Origin of the sequence: Bradyrhizobium sp. TM102 (assembly GCF_009176685.1) — a bacterium.
Lineage (GTDB): Bacteria > Pseudomonadota > Alphaproteobacteria > Rhizobiales > Xanthobacteraceae > Bradyrhizobium > Bradyrhizobium ottawaense.
Window position 1 is genome coordinate 4,464,670 of record NZ_AP021855.1, and the last position, 15,574, is coordinate 4,480,243.

Here is a 15,574-nt window from a genome sequence, read left to right on the forward strand (position 1 = left end):
GGCCCGATCAATCTTAACTCTTTCTTAACTAAATACTGGAGATGGCGACCCCTGCGCGGTAGGGTGTGGCCCGGTGCGTCCGCAATCACTGCGGGCCTCGAGTATTGGAAGCCCCGGAATGTCCATCGCCGACGCCGAGTTCGCCCCGGCAGAGATCGCGCCGAACGCGCCCGTCGCACCGAAGCCGCAGCTTCCACCCGGCGTGGTCACCGAAGGGCCGCTGGTCCAGGCCAAGTTGCGCGAGAGCTATCTCCTGCTCGGCATCCTCTATGTGGGTGCGGTTGCCGGCATCATCTGGGCCGTGACGCAGGGCGTCGGCAAGGTCGAGCTGTTCACGTTCGCCTGGATGTTCGCGCTGACGACGTTCGGCATCGGTGCCGGCATGCATCGCCTGTTCGTGCATCGCAGCTTCCGTACCGGCCCGATCATGCGTGTCTTCTTCTGCGCCATCGCCCAGATGGCTGTGCAGGGCTCGATCGCCAAATGGGTCGCCAACCACCGCCGCCACCATCTCTACGCCGATGACGTCGGCGATCCCCACAGCCCGCAATTCGACGGCTTCGGCAATCGCTATGTCAGCGCGCTCAAGGGCTTCCTGCATGCCCAGGGCAGCTGGGTATTCGACCAGGCCACCACCGACAACGAGTACTATGCCAAGGATATCCTCGCCGATCCGATCGCGATGTTCTTCGTGCGCACGCGCTGGGTCTGGTACGGGATGTCGGCCGTCTTCATCCCCGGCGTGATCGGCTACACGTTCGGCGGCGTGCACGCCATGATCGGCTGCGTGCTGTTCTCCGGCCTGCTTCGCGCCTATCTGCTGATCCTCACCAGCCAGCTCACCGGCTCGGTCTGCCACGCCTATGGCTATCGCCGCTTCGAGGTCGACGACGCCTCGACCAACGAGTTCGTGACCACGATCCTCACCTTCGGCGAGGGTCTGCACAACAACCATCACCGCTTCCCGCGGGACGCCTACATCTCGCACGCCTGGTGGGAGATCGATCTCAACGGCCTGATCATCCTGGGCCTGGAAAAGATCGGTCTCGTCCACGACGTCTTCCACGCCTCGCACCGTCAGCTGGAGCGGGCGGCCGAAGCAGAGGCGGCCTCGACGGCGCGCTGAATCGGCGGGCAGCGGCCACCGCCGGGCCGTCTTGCCCCCGCATCGCCGCCCTATCGCGGCCCCATTGCGGGATCAGCTTTTGATCGTCCGTGCCTCCAGGCCGGGCGTCATTTGCAGACTTGCGATCGGGGGACCGAATGGCAGTCGACAAAGTTACAGTGGACAAGATCACCTGGGACAGGGTCGGCCGGGTCACTGAGCCCGGACGCTACATGTACACATTCGGCTGGCTCACCATCACCGCCGGCGATCTGGAGATCTGGAAGCTCTACCCGCAGGCCGCGTTCACGCTGCTGGCGCAACCGGGCGAAGCCGACACATCCCTCGGCGAGGAATTCCATCTCGGCGCCTTCGACGTCGCTCCCGGGGCGCCGCCGCCGCTCAACACACACTGAAAGCGGAAAGCGCCGGCCGTTGCGGGAACGCATGGCATGGGCGTTGCTTTATCATCGCCATGATACACATCCCCGCTGTCGACCAGGCCTTCCTGCTGGTGCTCGTCGTCTTCTGCCTCGGCACCTGCCTCGTCCGCGCCTTCTGGGAGCTGGAGCAGGCGCGGACGCGCCGGCTCGCCTCACCGCCCCGCAAGGGCCCGGCGAAGCGCGGCTAGCTGGCCTACCCCGCGCGCACGCCTGCGTCGTGAATCGAAGAAGCCTGCGCACCTCCTTGATCTGGCTTGCCAATCGCGTTCCAACCGCGGTCGGGCCGTCATTGCTATGGATGACGAACAGGTGCTGTCATGCAATTGATTACGCGTGTATTTTACACCGCCACGTGCCGTAGCGGATGAACGGAAGCTATCGCCCTCATTAAGCGAGCCGACAGCAAGCGCATGACACATGGTCGCATCGGTGAATGTAGATAAGCGGATCAAGGGAACCTATTTTCGGCGCCGATGTACCTGATTGAAGCATTGCCCACCGTCATCGGAACGGCCGCCATCGCCCCGGCGCTGCTGATGCTGTGGCTTGTCATCGCCGCCGAAGAGCGCCCTGGCCCGCCGGCCCAGGTCTGGACTGCGTTCCTGTTGGGGGCGGCCAGCATCTCGCTGCTGGGCCTCGCCCGCGCCCCCTTCGCCAAGATGGTCGCGGCGCCCGACGACCCCTGGGCGGCGCTGGCCATGCATTCGATCTTCGGCGTCGCGCTGCCTGAGGAAGCCGTCAAGGTGATCGCCATCGTGGTAATTTCCTCGACCAAGCGGCGGACCTTTGCCAATCCGATGGACACCGTGGTCTATGGCGCCGCGGTCGGCCTCGGCTTCGCCGCTTACGAGAACCTCGCCTATCTGGTCCAGCACGCCGAGATGTGGCGCTCGCTGGCCGCCTTGCGCAGCGTGCTGACCGTGCCATTCCACGGCGCGCTCGGCATCATCGCGGGCGCCTACCTGACGATCGCGCGCGCCGGCACGGCGCTGGGCGCGAACCGGCACCATCGCGACTGGGCCCGCCTCTCCAGCCGCCTCCTGATGCTGGCCGGCCCGCTTGCGCTGCATTCGGCCTTCGACTTTCCACTGCTGACCCTGCAAAGAATGCCCGACCTCGATCCGACGCTGCGGATGTGGCTGGGCGCCTCCAGCCTCTTGATCGGCTTCAGCTCGATCGCCTTCGCCATCCGTCTGGTCCGGCGCGTCGCCCGCCACCACGCTCCCCGGACCGATGTCGCGCGGGAGCGGCTCAGCCAGCTCCGGCGGATGTGGGCGCTGCTGCTCGCCGGCGGCGGCGTCGGCTTTCTCGGGCTCGCCTTCGTGCTGACCTCGATCCATCACTGGCTTATCAACCCCGAGCGCAATCTGACGCTGGCCCTGATCCCGATCGGTTTCGTCTCGATCCTGCTCGGCCTGGCGCTTCTGATTGTCACAACGGCGATCTATGTTCTCGGCCGCAACCGCATCCGCACCAGCGCGGAGGGTTTTTCCTCGGCGCCCGGCGGCGGGTGAGCCGCGGGATGGCGAGCGCGCTGCGCGCATACTAGATTGAGCGCTGACCTTTCGATCCGGAGCCTGCCGATGACGTCGCCCGAGGATTTTTCGCGGCTGCAATCCATGATGAGCCAGACGGTCAAGGCACACTGGAAGGCCTTTCTGTTCGAGGGCATCCTGCTCGCAATTCTCGGCGTCGCGGCGCTGATCCTGCCGCCGCTCGCAAGCCTTGCAATCGCGATCTTCCTCGGCTGGATGTTCCTGATCAGCGGTATCGGCGGGCTGATCGTGACCTATTGGGCGCGCAGCACGCCGGGCTTCTGGTGGTCGCTGATCTCGGCTGCGCTCGCCGTGCTTGCCGGCATGCTGCTGCTGGCCCGCCCGATGCAGGCCGTGCTGACGCTGACTATCGTGGTCGGCGCCTACTTCCTGGCCGAGGGCGTCGCCACCATCATGTACGCACTGGAGCACCGCCGCGAACTCAGCGGCCGCTGGTCATGGCTGCTGGTCTCGGGCCTCGTCGACATTGCGATCTCCTTCATGGTGATCACGGGGCTGCCGAGCTCGGCGGAATGGGCCATCGGCGTCCTCGTCGGTATCAACCTCCTGTTCGGCGGCGCCAGCCTGATCGGCCTGGCGCTGGCGGCGCGCAACAGCAACACCTGACCCGCCTCGTCACCTGCCGCGCCGATTGGGGGGTGACAATCCGCCGATGGCGCGCTATATGCCCTCCATGATCACCGTCGCCACCAGCTATTTTTGGTACTTTAGCTACGACAGCTCGCTGGCGGCAGGAGGATCGCGCTCAATCTGAAAATTGCAGCAAACGTCCGAACAAGCCGCCAGACCTGGCGGCTTTTTTATTGGCCGGCAGGTTCAAAACAAACAGGAGCCCGCCGTGCTGAGCACGACCGACGATCTTCGTATCCGCGAATTGAAAGAGCTGAGCACGCCGGATGAGGTGATGCGCGAAGTCCCGCGCACGCTCACCGCGACGCGCGTGGTGATGGCTGCGCGTAACGCCATCCACGCAATCCTCAATGGCCAGGACGACCGCCTGCTGGTCGTGGTCGGCCCCTGCTCGGTGCATGACCCCAAGGCCGCGCTCGAATATGCCGAGCGGCTCGCGAGCTTGCGCGAGGAACTCGCCGACCAGCTCGAAATCGTAATGCGGGTCTATTTCGAGAAGCCGCGCACCACCGTCGGCTGGAAGGGCCTGATCAACGATCCCGATCTGGACGGCAGCTTCGACATCAACAAGGGCCTGCGGTTGGCGCGCAACGTGCTGTCGGCGGTGAACAATCTCGGCCTGCCCGCCGGCACGGAATTCCTCGACATGACGACGCCGCAATACATCGCCGACCTCGTGTCCTGGGCCGCGATCGGCGCACGCACGACCGAGAGCCAGATCCATCGCGAGCTGGCCTCGGGCCTGTCCTGCCCGGTCGGCTTCAAGAACGGCACCGATGGCAATGTGCGGATCGCAGCGGACGCCGTGAAGTCGGCCTCGCATCCGCATCACTTCATGGCGGTGACGAAGCTCGGCCGCTCGGCGATCGCCTCGACCGCGGGCAACGAGGACTGCCACATCATCCTGCGTGGCGGCAGCAAGCCGAACTATGATGCGGCAAGCGTCGCGGCCGCCTGCAACGAGCTGACCAAATCCGGTGTCGCGCCGCTGGTGATGATCGATGCCAGCCACGCCAATTCGAGCAAGAAGCCCGAGAACCAGCCGCAGGTGGCGGCCGACATCGCCGGCCAGATCTCAGGCGGCGAAGGCCGCATCATGGGCGTGATGATCGAGAGCAATCTCGTTGCCGGCCGCCAGGACGTCGTGCCGGGCAAGCCGCTCACCTACGGCCAGAGCATCACCGACGGCTGCATCGATTGGCCGACTACGGCGACCGCGCTCGAGCAGCTCGCCGACGCGGTGGAAATCCGCCGCAACGCCCGGCGCGCCGGACTGCAGGAGCGCTCGGCCTAGCTCATGGCGAACGCGCGTTCGCTCTCCTCACCTCTCCCCAACGGGGAGAGGTGAAAGGATCAGCAGCCGCGGCAGATGCTCTTGATCTTCCGATCGAGCTCCGCGTCTTCCTTGTTCGCGGGGGTGTTCGGATTGCTCAAATTCTTCTCGCTCGGCACGTCAGCCGCGCGCGGCTGGCGGTGACCGACCGGTGCCGGCAACACCGATCCAGAGGCTCCGCCGCTACCGCCGGACGTCGACCCCTTGGAACCGCCGGTCTGTGCTGCCGCCGCGCCGCCGAGCAAGACCACGAGCGATGCTGCCACCATGATCTTCTTCATTCTTGCTTCTCCATTCTCGAACCGGCGCGCTCTCCATCACCGCTCAGGTCTCGGGCGGATAGAGATGAACGTCGCCGCAATAGTCCACGATACGATAGCGCGTTTCGGCTCCCGCATCACCCGCATGGGGTGCGGTATTTTGCGGCGCCAAGACGTAGCTCGGCCCCACCGGGGATTTGCCGGCGCCGCCGGGAATGTCGATGACATAGTCCGGCTGACAAAGCCCTGACACCCGCCCGCGCAACTGCCGCATCAAATCCTGTCCTTCGGCAAGGGTCGTGCGAAGATGCGCGGTGCCCGGCGCGAGGTCGCCGTGATGCAGATAGTAGGGCTTGATCCGGCATTCGACGAAAGCTCGCATCAAATCCGACAGAGCGGCGATGTTGTCATTGACCCCGCGCAACAGCACCGACTGGCTCACCAGGGGAATTCCGGAATCGACGAGCCGCGCGCAGGCGGCGCGCACCGGTCCCGTCAGTTCGCGCGCGTGGTTGGCATGCAGCGCCACCCAGGTGGTCGCGCCCTCGACCTTGAGCGCCGCAACCAACTCGTCGCTGATGCGCGCGGGATCGGCCACGGGCACGCGGGTGTGCAGGCGGATGATCTTGACGTGATCGATTGCCGCGAGTTCGGCCATGATCTCGCCCATCCGGCGCGGCGACAGCATCAGGGGATCGCCGCCGGTCAGGATCACTTCCCAGATCTCATGATGCGAGCGGATGTAATCGATCGCCGCGCGATAGGCAGTGTCCGACAGCGCGCTCTCCTTGCCGGGGCCCACCATCTCGCGGCGGAAGCAGAAGCGGCAATAGACCGCGCAGACGTGAACGAGCTTGAACAGGACGCGATCGGGATAGCGGTGCACGATCCCCGATACCGGCGAGTGCGGATGATCGCCGATCGGATCGGCGTCCTCGCCCGGCTGCATCTCCAATTCGCTTGCACTCGGAACGAATTGCCGTGCGATGGGATCGTCAGGGTCGGACGGATCGATCAACTCGACCAGCGCCGGCGTGATCGCCACCGCATAGCGCGCGGCAACGCGTTCGAGCGCCGGCAGCGCTGCTGCGGGCGCCAGACCTTCGGCGACGAGCTCAGCCGGCTCGCGCAGAGTGCGTGCAAGGTTCGTTTTCGTCATGTCTCACTAGACGCTTCAGTAGCAGGTGGCGTCCAAACCACCTGATCGATCCGCGATGCACCGCTTGCCAGCATCACCAGCCGGTCGAGGCCGAGGGCGACGCCGCTCGCCTCCGGCATTGCGGCGACCGCAGCCAAAAAGTCCTCGTCGAGCGGATAGGCTTCGCCGTAGCGGCGCTGCTTTTCCGTCATCGATTCCGTGAAGCGTTTTCGCTGCTCCCAGGCATCGGTCAGTTCCCCAAAGCCGTTGGCGAGCTCGACGCCGCAGGCGTAGACCTCGAAGCGCTCGGCAACCCTGGGATCGTCAGTCTTCACTCGTGCCAGCGCCGCCTCTGGAGATGGGTATTCGAACAAGATGGTCAAACGCCCCTGCCCCAGACGCGGCTCGACGTGCTCGACCAGCACCTTGCTGAAGATGTCGGACCAGGTGTCGTCCTCGGCCACACGGACCTTGCCACCGGCCGCCTCGGCGAGCGCGGCACGGTTACCCTCGCCGTCCCTGATTGTCGACAGCAGGTCGATGCCCGCGAAGCGTTCGAAGGCGCCCGCCACCGTCAGGAGTTCCGGCTCGGCGAAGGGATCGGCGGTCCGCCCCCGGAACGAGAAGGTGCCGATGCCGGTCGCCTGCGCCGCACGGGCGATGACGACGACGCAATCGGCCATGATGGCGTCATAGGAGGCGCCTGCCCGATACCATTCCAGCATGGTGAATTCGGGCAGATGAAGGTCGCCGCGCTCGCGGTCCCGGAACACCCGGGCGAGCTCGAAAATCCGCGTCTCGCCCGCCGCAAGCAGCTTCTTGCAGGCGAATTCGGGCGAAGTGCGCAGATACCGGAGGGCTCGGCTGCCGTCCGGCCGCATGATCTCGGTCCGGGGGGCGTGCAGATGGGTCTCATTGCCCGGAGACACCTGAAGAACGGAGGTTTCGACCTCCACGAACCCCTGCTCGGCGAAAAAGGCCCGTAGAGACCCGGTAATGGCCCCCCTGGCCTGGAGGAACGGCCGACGGTCGAGGTGCCGCCCGGGCGACCAGAACGGTGAGATGGGCTTGTCCCCAGCCATTACCCGACCGCCCCAGACCCGAGCAAAACGCTGGCATCTAACGGCAAAATCAGTATGTTGCGGCCCGAAACGGGCGCCGAGGTCCGATTTGAGGCCCCAAGTCCCCCATCGATTTGACCACGTCCTGGCCGGTGCCGGGCCAAGCAAGCAGGAAATATAGCTTTGAGAGTCATCGCCAGTTCTATTCGCAAAGGCAACGTGATCGAGCAAGACGGCAAGCTCTATGTCGTCGTCAGCGCCGAAAACATCCACCCCGGCAAGGGTACCCCGGTCAGCCAGATCGAAATGCGCCGAATCTCGGACGGGGTAAAGATCTCCGAGCGCTACAAGACCACCGACCAGGTCGAAAAGGCCACCATTGAAGAGCGCAACTACACGTTCCTGTATGAAGATGGCGACGGCTTCCACTTCATGAACCCCGAGACCTACGACCAGGTCCAGGTCTCCAAGGACGTCGTCGGCGACGCGGCCTCGTATCTTCAACCCGACATGACCGTCAAGCTGTCGACCCACGATGTCAACGTGGTCTCGCTCGCGCTGCCGCAGCGCGTGACGCTGGAGGTGGTCGAAACCGAGCCGGTGACCAAGGGCCAGACCGCCTCGTCTTCCTACAAGCCGGCGGTGCTTTCCAACGGCGTGCGCACCACCGTGCCGCCGCACATCGCGGTCGGTACCCGCATCGTGGTCATGACCGAGGACGGCTCCTACTCCGAACGCGCCAAGGACTGACGGGGAACAGAGCGATCGCAGGTGCCGCCGGGGGGCGAGACAGTGGTTGGGAAGGGTTTCCGCTTCGTCTCGCTTCTTTTGGCGTCGCTTTCGCTCCTCATTGCCGCTCCGCTCGCTGCGGATGAATTCCGCAGCCCCTCGCTCACGGCCCTGCGCGTCGACTGGCGCGCAGCGCTCGACCAACTCCGCACCGAGATCAACAGCCGCCCCCGCGTCGCGGACGATTTCATCTTCGCACCTCGCCGTTCGGTGCCGCGCTACGATCCGCGCGCGATGCCCGCCCTGGTGCAGCTCAACGCGGTTTCCTCACGATTCTTCACCGGCATCACCCGCAGTCCCGTGCCGGTGCTGCTGCCGTTCGACGCCGCCGCTTACCTCGAGGCGCAACGCAGCGGCGCGACGGCGACGCTCGCGCTGTCGCGCTATCAGGCGGACTTCAATCCCGTCGACATGTTCGATGCCGGCCCCGCCGGCTACAGCGCGACTTTCTCGCTCGAGCCCGGCGCCGGCGACGGCATGCCGGGCCGGGTGTTCACAAGGCCGGTCGAAGTGCAGATCACGGGATCGGCGCTCGTCTACGACATCGCCGATCCCGCCGGCGGCAAGGGCGAGCAGATCAAACCGCTCGCAGCACTCTACCCGGACCTGCGCAGGTTCATCCGGGAAGGCTATGTACGCTACGCTTTCACCCGTTTCGGCGTCGCCTATGTGGTGTCGATCCAGTGCCTCGACAGCGTCGCCAAGCCGCGGCGGCTGGCCTGCAAGGAAGCCTATCCGGTCGCCGAGCGCTTCCTGAGGGCCCTGCGCGTCGCGGGCGGCCAGCGCATGCGGCCATTGACGGACATTGCCTCCAACATCCTCGATCGCCCGACGGGCCGTTCGGCGGATTTCAGCTACCGGCCGAGCGGCGATATCATCCCGAACACCGGCTACCGCAAGCAGGGCGGCCATCCCGACGCAATGGCCTATGCACAAATCCGCTTTCCGCTCGAAAAGGCGCCCGCCTTCGTCCGCTCGCAATCCTATGCCAAGCGGGACAAGACGGAGAGCGCGACCGTCTATCCCTGGCGCGACAATTTCTGCGAGTCCCGCAGTTTCGAGGTCTGGCAATGCGCGGGCGGTTACGGCCATCAGGGCGAGGACATCCGCGCCGCCGACTGCCCGCCGCACGGCGAAGGCCGCGAGCCCTGCGATCCCAAGCAGCGCGGTGTCGTCGCCGTGCGCGACGCCATCGTGATCCGCGCGTCCAAGGACCAGGCCGCGACGCTTCAAGTCAACAGCCGCACCGAGCACATCCGTTTCCGCTACATGCACATGAATCCGCACGCAATGAACGCCGATGGCGTGCTCAATGGCCGCATCGTCACCGAAGGCGAGAAGATCGGTGTGATCTCGAATTATCTCGATCATCCCGCCGGCACCTCGATGCATCTGCATTTCGACGTGCAGGTGTTCACACGCGACGGCTGGATCTGGGTCAGCCCCTACGTCACCCTGGTCTCCGCCTACGAACGACTGATCCGCGCCCGCGGCCGGGAGGTCGGCCCGGAGATCGCGGTCACGTCGCAACCGGTCGCCCATGCGCTGCCGGACGACGTGATCAAGCCGGATCTGCGCGAGGGATCGAGCGGCGAGGAGAATTGAGGGCTTGCTCGCTCCAATGAAGGGCGGTGCAAGAGCTTGTTGTCGCGCGCACCGCCGGCTCAAACAAAAACAGGGATCGGGGTGATGAGTGTCGGACTGATCGGTCTTCTCGACGATATCGCGGCGATTGCAAAGGTGGCAGCGGCCTCGCTCGACGATGTAGCGAGCCAGGCTGCCAAAGCGGGCGCAAAGGCGGCTGGCGTGGTCATCGACGACGCTGCCGTCACGCCGAACTACGTCATCGGTTTTGCCTCGAAGCGCGAACTGCCGATCGTCGGCAAGATTGCGGTCGGATCGCTGCGCAACAAATTGCTGATTCTGCTTCCCGCTGCCCTGCTGCTTGGTTATTTCCTTCCCACCGCGGTGACGCCGCTGCTCATGCTGGGCGGAGCCTTTCTCTGCTACGAGGGTACCGAGAAGGTGCTCGAAGCCGTGATGCCGCATCATGCGCACCACCACGAAGCCCAGCTCGAGCCGATCGCGCTGAATGCCCGGTCGGTCGAGGACGAGAAGGTCGCGAGCGCCATCAAGACGGATTTCATCCTGTCGGCGGAAATCATGGCGATCACGCTGGCGGCCCTTCCGGCGGGCAGCATCTGGATGCAGGCGCTGGTGCTGGCGCTGGTCGGCTTCGGTATCACGGTCGGGGTCTACGGCGTGGTGGCCCTGATCGTGAAGGCGGACGATGCCGGGTTGGCCCTTGCGCGCTATGACGGCGCCTCAGTCATTGGCGCCGCGATCCGCTCGCTTGGACGCGCGCTGGTCCGCGGTATGCCCACCTTCCTGGCGGTGCTGAGCACCATCGGCACTGCCGCCATGATCTGGGTTGGCGGCGGCATCATCCTGCACGGCATCGAAAAATACGGCCCGCCGGTGGTCGGCCGCACGGTCCATGCCGCAACCGAGGCGGCCGCGCACGCCCTTCCATCCGTTGCCGGCATCATCGAATGGTCGGTCGAGGCAGCCATCTCAGGCGTGCTTGGACTACTTGTCGGCGCCGTTGCGATTCCGGCAGTCCAATACGGTCTCTCGCCGGCATGGAAACGGCTGAGGCGATCGCAGGACCGCGCCTCCTAGCCGCCATCCGGGCGACGGGTGCGGGCTACTCCAAGAACGTCGTGAGCTGCGCGCCCTCGTCCGCAACGAACACCGCGATCAATTCCGCGGGCTCCGTCGCGCTGGCGTTGGCCGAGACCAGGTGCGTCGAGCCCGGCGGTTCGAAGAAGGACTGGCCGACGCCAAACGTCGCGACAGGACCGCCGCCGAGCTGGGAGCGGATCTCGCCCTTGGTGATGTAGGCCGTCACGGATCCAGCGTGACGATGCGGCCGTGAAAACCCGCCCGGACCATAGGTCACCCGCACGATGGTGACGCGCTTGCCCGGCACGTTCGGCAATGCGTAGGAGCCGATCGGTTCGACCTTGTCGAGCGGCGAGCTCTCCGCCGCCGTGGCGCAGAGCGGCGCCAGCGCGCCGGAGACGGCATCCATCGTCACCGGCAGCGCTTTGCCGATCGCCAGCGCACAGGCCAGCCCTGCAACGACGGCGAGCGCCGTCGAACGCGACGGCGCCGGACGCTGTACGGCAGATAAACTCATTGCTGTCATCATAACCTCCCTTCGTGCCGATCAGGATGCCGCAGCATTCGCGGCCACCGGCCGCGGCGCCGGCGTCCAGCGAAACGCAGCCCCAAAGCGATTCCAGACATTGATCGAGGCGACCGCCGAGGTCAGGTACATCAGCTCGGTCTCGGAGAACTCCCGGGCAGCTTCGGCATAGACGTCCTCGCTGACGCCGTCGGGCAGGACAGTCAGCGCCTCGGCCCAGGCCAGCGCGGCGCGCTCACGCGGCGAAAAGATCGGCGCCTCGCGCCAGACTGCGACCAAATGGAGCTTGTCGACGGGAACGCCGATCCGTTCCGACAGCAGGACATGATGCTGCACGCAGAAGGCGCAGCCATTGATCTGCGAGGCGCGCAGCTTGACGAGCTCGATGAGCTGCTTGTCGAGGCCGGCTTTGGCCGCAAGCTGACCCAGCGCCAGCACCAGATCATAGACGTCAGGAGCGATCTTCTTGAAATCCTCGTATTCGCTACGGGCATGTGACATTGCCGTTCACCTCGTCTTATTGTATGAAGGCTTACATCTTATAAGAGCTCTTATATGTCACGCAAGTCCGCAGCCGCCGCAAGACCCAAAACCGCGTACAAGGCGACCGCACCTAGCGGCGACGTGCGTGTACCCGCGCCCGGAGAAGGCAAGCGTGGCGAGCAAGGTTATCTCGGCTATCTCCTGCGCCAGGCCCATGCCGCGGTCCGCCTGACGATGGAACGGGCGCTGGCCGATCTCGGCGTGACATCGCCACAATTCGCGGTGTTGACCATGCTCAACGCGTATCCGGGACTATCAGGCGCCGACGTCGCCCGCCTCACCTTCCTGACGCCCCAGACTGTCGGCGTCATCATCCGCAACCTCGAACGCGACGGCGCGATTCTGATGACGCCCCATCCAGTCCACGGCCGCATTCAGCAATGGACGCTGACGCCGCGCGGCGCGACGCTGCTGAAGGACTGCCGCGAGCGTGTGATCGCGCTCGAGAAGCGACTTACTCGGGGTTTGGATAGCAAAGCGGAAACGACAATCCGGCGCTGGCTCGCCGGAATTGCGACTGATTTACAGCAGGACCAGGTGGATTGACGTTCGTCTCTGGCGAAGCCCTACCCGTCCTTCAACGCGTCCTTGACGTCGCCGGCGGGCCAAGTCTCGGTCGCGGCGATCACCCGCACGCGGGATCGATCCGTGGCATTGACCAGCACGTGCGAAGTCACCCGGTCGCGGCTCGGCTCCAGGTGCAGAGTGGTTTCGGGCTTCCAGCTCAGCGTGATCGCCAGATCGCCCGGAAAAATCTGCCAGCGCGATCCGTCGTCGAGCTCGACGACATGGCTTTCCGCATGCGCTTGTATCTTCATTCCACCTCGAATTCTCGATGACAGGCTGCGTGCGCGGAAGAGGCCCCGGCGATCAGCCGGGGCCTGCTCCGTTAGTCGTTGTCGTGATGAATCACGGTCTTTTCGCGATTGCCGAATTCGTCCTGCTTCTTGATCACCGTGGTGCGATCAGAGGGCGCGCGCTCCCTGATGACGGTGGTGCGGTCGCGATCGCGGTCCCGCTCGCGGTACTCGTGGGACTGACCGACCGTCACGCCAGCGCCGACCGGGCCGACGTGAACGCCGACTTCATCTGCGAACGCGGGCGTCGCGACGGCGGTGATCATGGCGGCGGCAAACAGATATGTCCTCATCATCTCTTCCTCCTTCCGGATACGAAGGGAATGCGGGAGTGCGACAGTTTGTTCCGACAGAAAGCCTGATCCCGGGCCGCGCAGAATCAGCCGTGCGGCTGTTCCAGGAACCGACCCACACAGGCCATGTTTCGGGCTACAATGTGCCCATGACGCACGCTGATTCCTCCCTCCATCCGACTCGCCGCAGCCTGCTGCAATCGACGTTCGGTGCAGCCGCTCTGCTCGCATTCCCGACACGCGTCCTCGCCGCGCCTCCAGGCTTCGACGAATGGCGCGAGAGCTTCCGCGCACGTGCGATGGCCAAGGGCATTTCGGCCGCGACCTGGCAACGCGCGATGGGACGGGTCGAGCCCGACATGAGCGTGTTCAAGCAGATGCGCAGCCAGCCCGAATTCCACGAGCAGGTCTGGCAATACATCAATCGCCGCGTCTCCGACTGGCGCGTCATCAACGGCAAGATTGCGCTGAAGAACAACGAGGCGCTGCTGGCGCGCATCGAGCGGGATTTCGGTGTCGAGCGCGGCACGCTGCTGGCGCTGTGGGGCGTCGAGTCCGCTTATGGCGATCCCCTGGTGCAGCAGAACCACATGACGCCGGTATTTCCCTCGCTCGTCGCACTCGCCTGGAACGAGCCGCGCCGGAAGGCCTATTGGGAGACCGAGCTGATCAACGCGCTACGCATCGTCGACAAGGGCTGGAGCACGCCCGAGCAGATGCAGGGCTCCTGGGCCGGCGCGATGGGCCATTCGCAATGGATGCCGGAAGTCTGGCTCAATGTCGGCATCGACTATGACGGCGACGGCAAGGTCTCGCCCTTCGGCAAGCCCGACGACGCGCTGGGTTCGACCGCAAAATATCTCGTCAACCGCGGCAAATGGCATCGCGGCGAGCATTGGGGCTATGAGGTGCGCGCCGCCGGCAATATGAGCGGCAGCCGCACCTATGCGGCCTGGGCGTCAGCCGGCGTCACCCGCGCCGACGGCCAGCCGTTCCCGCAGCCCAACGCATCCGCGCAAATGTGGACGCCGGTTGCGGGCGGACCGACCTTCCTGCTCGGACCGAATTTCTATTCCGTGAAGAGCTACAACCCTTCCATGAACTATGCGCTCGCGATCTGCCATCTCGGCGACCGCTGCCTGGGGGCGCCGCCCTTCATCCAGCCCTTCCCCGGCTCCGAGCGCGCGCTGACGCTCGCCGAGGTGCAGGAGATGCAGACGCGCTTGACGAAAGCCGGTTTCGACACCGGCGGCACCGACGGCCGGGTCGGCAACGACACCATGAAGGCGATCAAGGATTTCCAACAGCGCGCCGGCATCACGCCGGCGGATGGCTACGGCGGGCTGAAGGTGCTGGCCAAGCTGCGGCAGGGGTCGTAGGTACGCCGTCATTCCGGGGCTCGCGTAGCGAGAACCCGGAATCCATTCCTCCACATTGCTTGCTGCACAATAGATTCCGGGCTCGCGCCGAGTGGCGCGCCCCGGAATGACAGCCTGCCTCAATGCCGGTACTGCGGCTCCTCGGCATCCAGCTGCCTGCGGATCGCGGCGAGATGCAGCCGCGCGGATTCGGAATCGCCCTCGCGCATCTGCCTGTAGGTCTCGGCCGCGATCGCGGGATCGACCGGCAGCACTTTCCGCCCCGTCGACATCGCCAGCACCTGTACCTCGGCGGCGCGTTCGAGGTAATAGAGATCGTCCCAGGCTTCCGCGATGGTGGGCGCCAGCACCATCACGCCGTGATGCTTCATGAAGACGATGTCGGCATCGCCGACGGCGGAGGCGATGCGCGCACCCTCCCGATTGTCGAGCGCAAGGCCGTTGTAGTCGCGGTCGACCGCGGTGCGGCCGTAGAATTTCAGCGCGGTCTGGCCGGCCCAGATCAAGGGATCGCCCTCGGTCATCGACAGCGCCGTCGCATAGGGCATGTGGGTATGGAACGCGACCTTGGCGCGCGGCAGGCGCTTGTGCATCTCGGCATGTATGTAGAACGCGGTCGCCTCCGGCACGCCCTCGCCGTCGAGCACGTTGCCGTGGAAGTCGCAGATCAGCAGCTTGGACGCGGTCAGCTCGCGGAAGGCGTAGCCGTAGGGATTAACGAGGAACAGATCGTCATGACCAGGCACGACGGCCGAGAAATGGTTGCAGATGCCTTCCTCAAAACCGTTGCGCGCGGCCATGCGGAAGCAGGCGGCGAGATCCTCGCGTGCGGTGCGAATTGCATCGGTGGCGAGGTCCGGCCGGTTCGAGCGGAATGGCGCTGACGCGGGTGAGGAAGCGTGGAGGCTGTGCGCCATGGCGAAGGACACCTCTGTCGGTCGAAAGCTGCCGTCTTGTACAGGGGCGGCGCCTGCGC

The 15,574-nt window shown here is 65.2% G+C and carries 19 protein-coding genes; 11 read left to right on the top strand and 8 right to left on the bottom strand.

Annotated elements, in window-relative coordinates:
* Nucleotides 1–118 precede the first annotated feature (118 nt).
* The 6 genes from GDN70_RS21345 (at nucleotide 119) to GDN70_RS21365 (ending at nucleotide 5,028) form a co-directional block, all read left to right on the top strand.
* Nucleotides 119–1,126 (top strand): acyl-CoA desaturase, encoded by a 1,008-nt coding sequence (locus GDN70_RS21345; protein ID WP_038946696.1) that lies wholly within the window; start codon nucleotides 119–121, stop codon nucleotides 1,124–1,126.
* A gap of 137 nt (nucleotides 1,127–1,263) precedes the next feature.
* Nucleotides 1,264–1,521 carry a hypothetical protein gene (locus tag GDN70_RS35085; protein WP_038946694.1) on the top strand — a complete coding sequence of 86 codons (258 nt, stop codon included), beginning with the start codon at nucleotides 1,264–1,266 and terminating at the stop codon, nucleotides 1,519–1,521.
* A 59-nt stretch (nucleotides 1,522–1,580) separates the two neighbouring features.
* Nucleotides 1,581–1,736 carry a hypothetical protein gene (locus GDN70_RS35090; RefSeq protein WP_162130982.1) on the top strand — a complete coding sequence of 52 codons (156 nt, stop codon included), beginning with the start codon at nucleotides 1,581–1,583 and terminating at the stop codon, nucleotides 1,734–1,736.
* Nucleotides 1,737–2,021: 285 nt separating this feature from the next.
* Complete coding sequence (locus tag GDN70_RS21355) at nucleotides 2,022–3,062, top strand: PrsW family glutamic-type intramembrane protease (protein ID WP_028144767.1); 1,041 nt, start codon at nucleotides 2,022–2,024, stop codon at nucleotides 3,060–3,062.
* Between the two features lie 69 nt (nucleotides 3,063–3,131).
* Nucleotides 3,132–3,710: an HdeD family acid-resistance protein gene (locus GDN70_RS21360; protein ID WP_028144768.1), complete on the top strand. Its 579-nt coding sequence runs from the start codon at nucleotides 3,132–3,134 to the stop codon at nucleotides 3,708–3,710.
* Between the two features lie 232 nt (nucleotides 3,711–3,942).
* The gene (locus GDN70_RS21365; RefSeq protein WP_038946693.1) at nucleotides 3,943–5,028 is read left to right on the top strand and encodes a 3-deoxy-7-phosphoheptulonate synthase; all 1,086 of its coding nucleotides are present in this window, start codon (nucleotides 3,943–3,945) and stop codon (nucleotides 5,026–5,028) included.
* A gap of 59 nt (nucleotides 5,029–5,087) precedes the next feature.
* On the opposite strand, the gene GDN70_RS21370 is transcribed toward GDN70_RS21365, so the two are convergent.
* From GDN70_RS21370 to epmA, 3 genes are read right to left on the bottom strand one after another with little or no spacing between them, the layout of a single operon-like run.
* Entirely contained in the window at nucleotides 5,088–5,348 is a 261-nt protein-coding gene (locus tag GDN70_RS21370) for a hypothetical protein (RefSeq protein ID WP_028144770.1), read from the bottom strand.
* A gap of 43 nt (nucleotides 5,349–5,391) precedes the next feature.
* Nucleotides 5,392–6,486, bottom strand: coding sequence for a lysine-2,3-aminomutase-like protein (locus GDN70_RS21375; protein ID WP_152103006.1), 1,095 nt, complete (start codon nucleotides 6,484–6,486; stop codon nucleotides 5,392–5,394).
* Entirely contained in the window at nucleotides 6,483–7,547 is a 1,065-nt protein-coding gene (gene epmA, locus GDN70_RS21380) for an EF-P lysine aminoacylase EpmA (protein WP_152103007.1), read from the bottom strand. Before epmA ends, GDN70_RS21375 begins: the two co-directional genes overlap by 4 nt.
* A gap of 162 nt (nucleotides 7,548–7,709) precedes the next feature.
* On the opposite strand from epmA, the gene efp reads away from it, so the two are divergent.
* The 3 genes from efp (at nucleotide 7,710) to GDN70_RS21395 (ending at nucleotide 10,997) form a co-directional block, all read left to right on the top strand.
* Entirely contained in the window at nucleotides 7,710–8,276 is a 567-nt protein-coding gene (gene efp, locus GDN70_RS21385; protein ID WP_018323088.1) for an elongation factor P, read from the top strand.
* A 21-nt stretch (nucleotides 8,277–8,297) separates the two neighbouring features.
* Nucleotides 8,298–9,920, top strand: a complete 1,623-nt coding sequence (locus tag GDN70_RS21390) for a peptidoglycan DD-metalloendopeptidase family protein (RefSeq protein WP_028144773.1) — start codon at nucleotides 8,298–8,300, stop codon at nucleotides 9,918–9,920.
* Between the two features lie 84 nt (nucleotides 9,921–10,004).
* Nucleotides 10,005–10,997 (top strand): DUF808 domain-containing protein, encoded by a 993-nt coding sequence (locus GDN70_RS21395; RefSeq protein WP_028144774.1) that lies wholly within the window; start codon nucleotides 10,005–10,007, stop codon nucleotides 10,995–10,997.
* Nucleotides 10,998–11,022: 25 nt separating this feature from the next.
* On the opposite strand, the gene GDN70_RS21400 is transcribed toward GDN70_RS21395, so the two are convergent.
* Together GDN70_RS21400 and GDN70_RS21405 are read right to left on the bottom strand one after the other, a co-directional pair.
* Complete coding sequence (locus tag GDN70_RS21400) at nucleotides 11,023–11,526, bottom strand: cupin domain-containing protein (RefSeq protein WP_028144775.1); 504 nt, start codon at nucleotides 11,524–11,526, stop codon at nucleotides 11,023–11,025.
* A gap of 21 nt (nucleotides 11,527–11,547) precedes the next feature.
* On the bottom strand, nucleotides 11,548–12,027 hold the full coding sequence (locus GDN70_RS21405) for a carboxymuconolactone decarboxylase family protein (protein WP_028144776.1): 480 nt from the start codon (nucleotides 12,025–12,027) through the stop codon (nucleotides 11,548–11,550).
* Between the two features lie 54 nt (nucleotides 12,028–12,081).
* On the opposite strand from GDN70_RS21405, the gene GDN70_RS21410 reads away from it, so the two are divergent.
* Nucleotides 12,082–12,615, top strand: coding sequence for a MarR family winged helix-turn-helix transcriptional regulator (locus tag GDN70_RS21410; RefSeq protein WP_028144777.1), 534 nt, complete (start codon nucleotides 12,082–12,084; stop codon nucleotides 12,613–12,615).
* A 20-nt stretch (nucleotides 12,616–12,635) separates the two neighbouring features.
* Here the strand turns inward: GDN70_RS21410 and GDN70_RS21415 are convergent, their stop codons facing one another.
* Both GDN70_RS21415 and GDN70_RS21420 read right to left on the bottom strand, forming a co-directional pair.
* Entirely contained in the window at nucleotides 12,636–12,887 is a 252-nt protein-coding gene (locus GDN70_RS21415) for a hypothetical protein (protein WP_028144778.1), read from the bottom strand.
* Between the two features lie 71 nt (nucleotides 12,888–12,958).
* The gene (locus GDN70_RS21420) at nucleotides 12,959–13,219 is read right to left on the bottom strand and encodes a hypothetical protein (protein ID WP_038970237.1); all 261 of its coding nucleotides are present in this window, start codon (nucleotides 13,217–13,219) and stop codon (nucleotides 12,959–12,961) included.
* Nucleotides 13,220–13,368: 149 nt separating this feature from the next.
* Between GDN70_RS21420 and GDN70_RS21425 the strand changes: the two genes are divergently transcribed.
* The gene (locus GDN70_RS21425) at nucleotides 13,369–14,598 is read left to right on the top strand and encodes a lytic murein transglycosylase (RefSeq protein ID WP_152103008.1); all 1,230 of its coding nucleotides are present in this window, start codon (nucleotides 13,369–13,371) and stop codon (nucleotides 14,596–14,598) included.
* Nucleotides 14,599–14,717: 119 nt separating this feature from the next.
* Here the strand turns inward: GDN70_RS21425 and GDN70_RS21435 are convergent, their stop codons facing one another.
* Nucleotides 14,718–15,515 (bottom strand): aldolase, encoded by a 798-nt coding sequence (locus GDN70_RS21435; RefSeq protein ID WP_028144781.1) that lies wholly within the window; start codon nucleotides 15,513–15,515, stop codon nucleotides 14,718–14,720.
* Nucleotides 15,516–15,574 lie beyond the last annotated feature (59 nt).

Excerpts from the sequence above, each read along its gene's own strand:
- GDN70_RS21400 (WP_028144775.1), bottom strand. The coding sequence starts at position 11,526 with ATGACAGCAATGAGTTTATCTGCCGTACAGCGTCCGGCGCCGTCGCGT.
- GDN70_RS21405 (WP_028144776.1), bottom strand. The coding sequence starts at position 12,027 with ATGTCACATGCCCGTAGCGAATACGAGGATTTCAAGAAGATCGCTCCT.
- GDN70_RS21360 (WP_028144768.1), top strand. The coding sequence starts at position 3,132 with ATGACGTCGCCCGAGGATTTTTCGCGGCTGCAATCCATGATGAGCCAG.
- GDN70_RS21370 (WP_028144770.1), bottom strand. The coding sequence starts at position 5,348 with ATGAAGAAGATCATGGTGGCAGCATCGCTCGTGGTCTTGCTCGGCGGC.
- GDN70_RS35085 (WP_038946694.1), top strand. The coding sequence starts at position 1,264 with ATGGCAGTCGACAAAGTTACAGTGGACAAGATCACCTGGGACAGGGTC.
- GDN70_RS21410 (WP_028144777.1), top strand. The coding sequence starts at position 12,082 with ATGTCACGCAAGTCCGCAGCCGCCGCAAGACCCAAAACCGCGTACAAG.
- GDN70_RS21345 (WP_038946696.1), top strand. The coding sequence starts at position 119 with ATGTCCATCGCCGACGCCGAGTTCGCCCCGGCAGAGATCGCGCCGAAC.
- GDN70_RS21395 (WP_028144774.1), top strand. The coding sequence starts at position 10,005 with ATGAGTGTCGGACTGATCGGTCTTCTCGACGATATCGCGGCGATTGCA.
- GDN70_RS21425 (WP_152103008.1), top strand. The coding sequence starts at position 13,369 with ATGACGCACGCTGATTCCTCCCTCCATCCGACTCGCCGCAGCCTGCTG.
- GDN70_RS21415 (WP_028144778.1), bottom strand. The coding sequence starts at position 12,887 with ATGAAGATACAAGCGCATGCGGAAAGCCATGTCGTCGAGCTCGACGAC.
- GDN70_RS21355 (WP_028144767.1), top strand. The coding sequence starts at position 2,022 with ATGTACCTGATTGAAGCATTGCCCACCGTCATCGGAACGGCCGCCATC.
- GDN70_RS21420 (WP_038970237.1), bottom strand. The coding sequence starts at position 13,219 with ATGAGGACATATCTGTTTGCCGCCGCCATGATCACCGCCGTCGCGACG.
- GDN70_RS21435 (WP_028144781.1), bottom strand. The coding sequence starts at position 15,515 with ATGGCGCACAGCCTCCACGCTTCCTCACCCGCGTCAGCGCCATTCCGC.
- GDN70_RS21375 (WP_152103006.1), bottom strand. The coding sequence starts at position 6,486 with ATGACGAAAACGAACCTTGCACGCACTCTGCGCGAGCCGGCTGAGCTC.
- epmA (WP_152103007.1), bottom strand. The coding sequence starts at position 7,547 with ATGGCTGGGGACAAGCCCATCTCACCGTTCTGGTCGCCCGGGCGGCAC.
- GDN70_RS35090 (WP_162130982.1), top strand. The coding sequence starts at position 1,581 with ATGATACACATCCCCGCTGTCGACCAGGCCTTCCTGCTGGTGCTCGTC.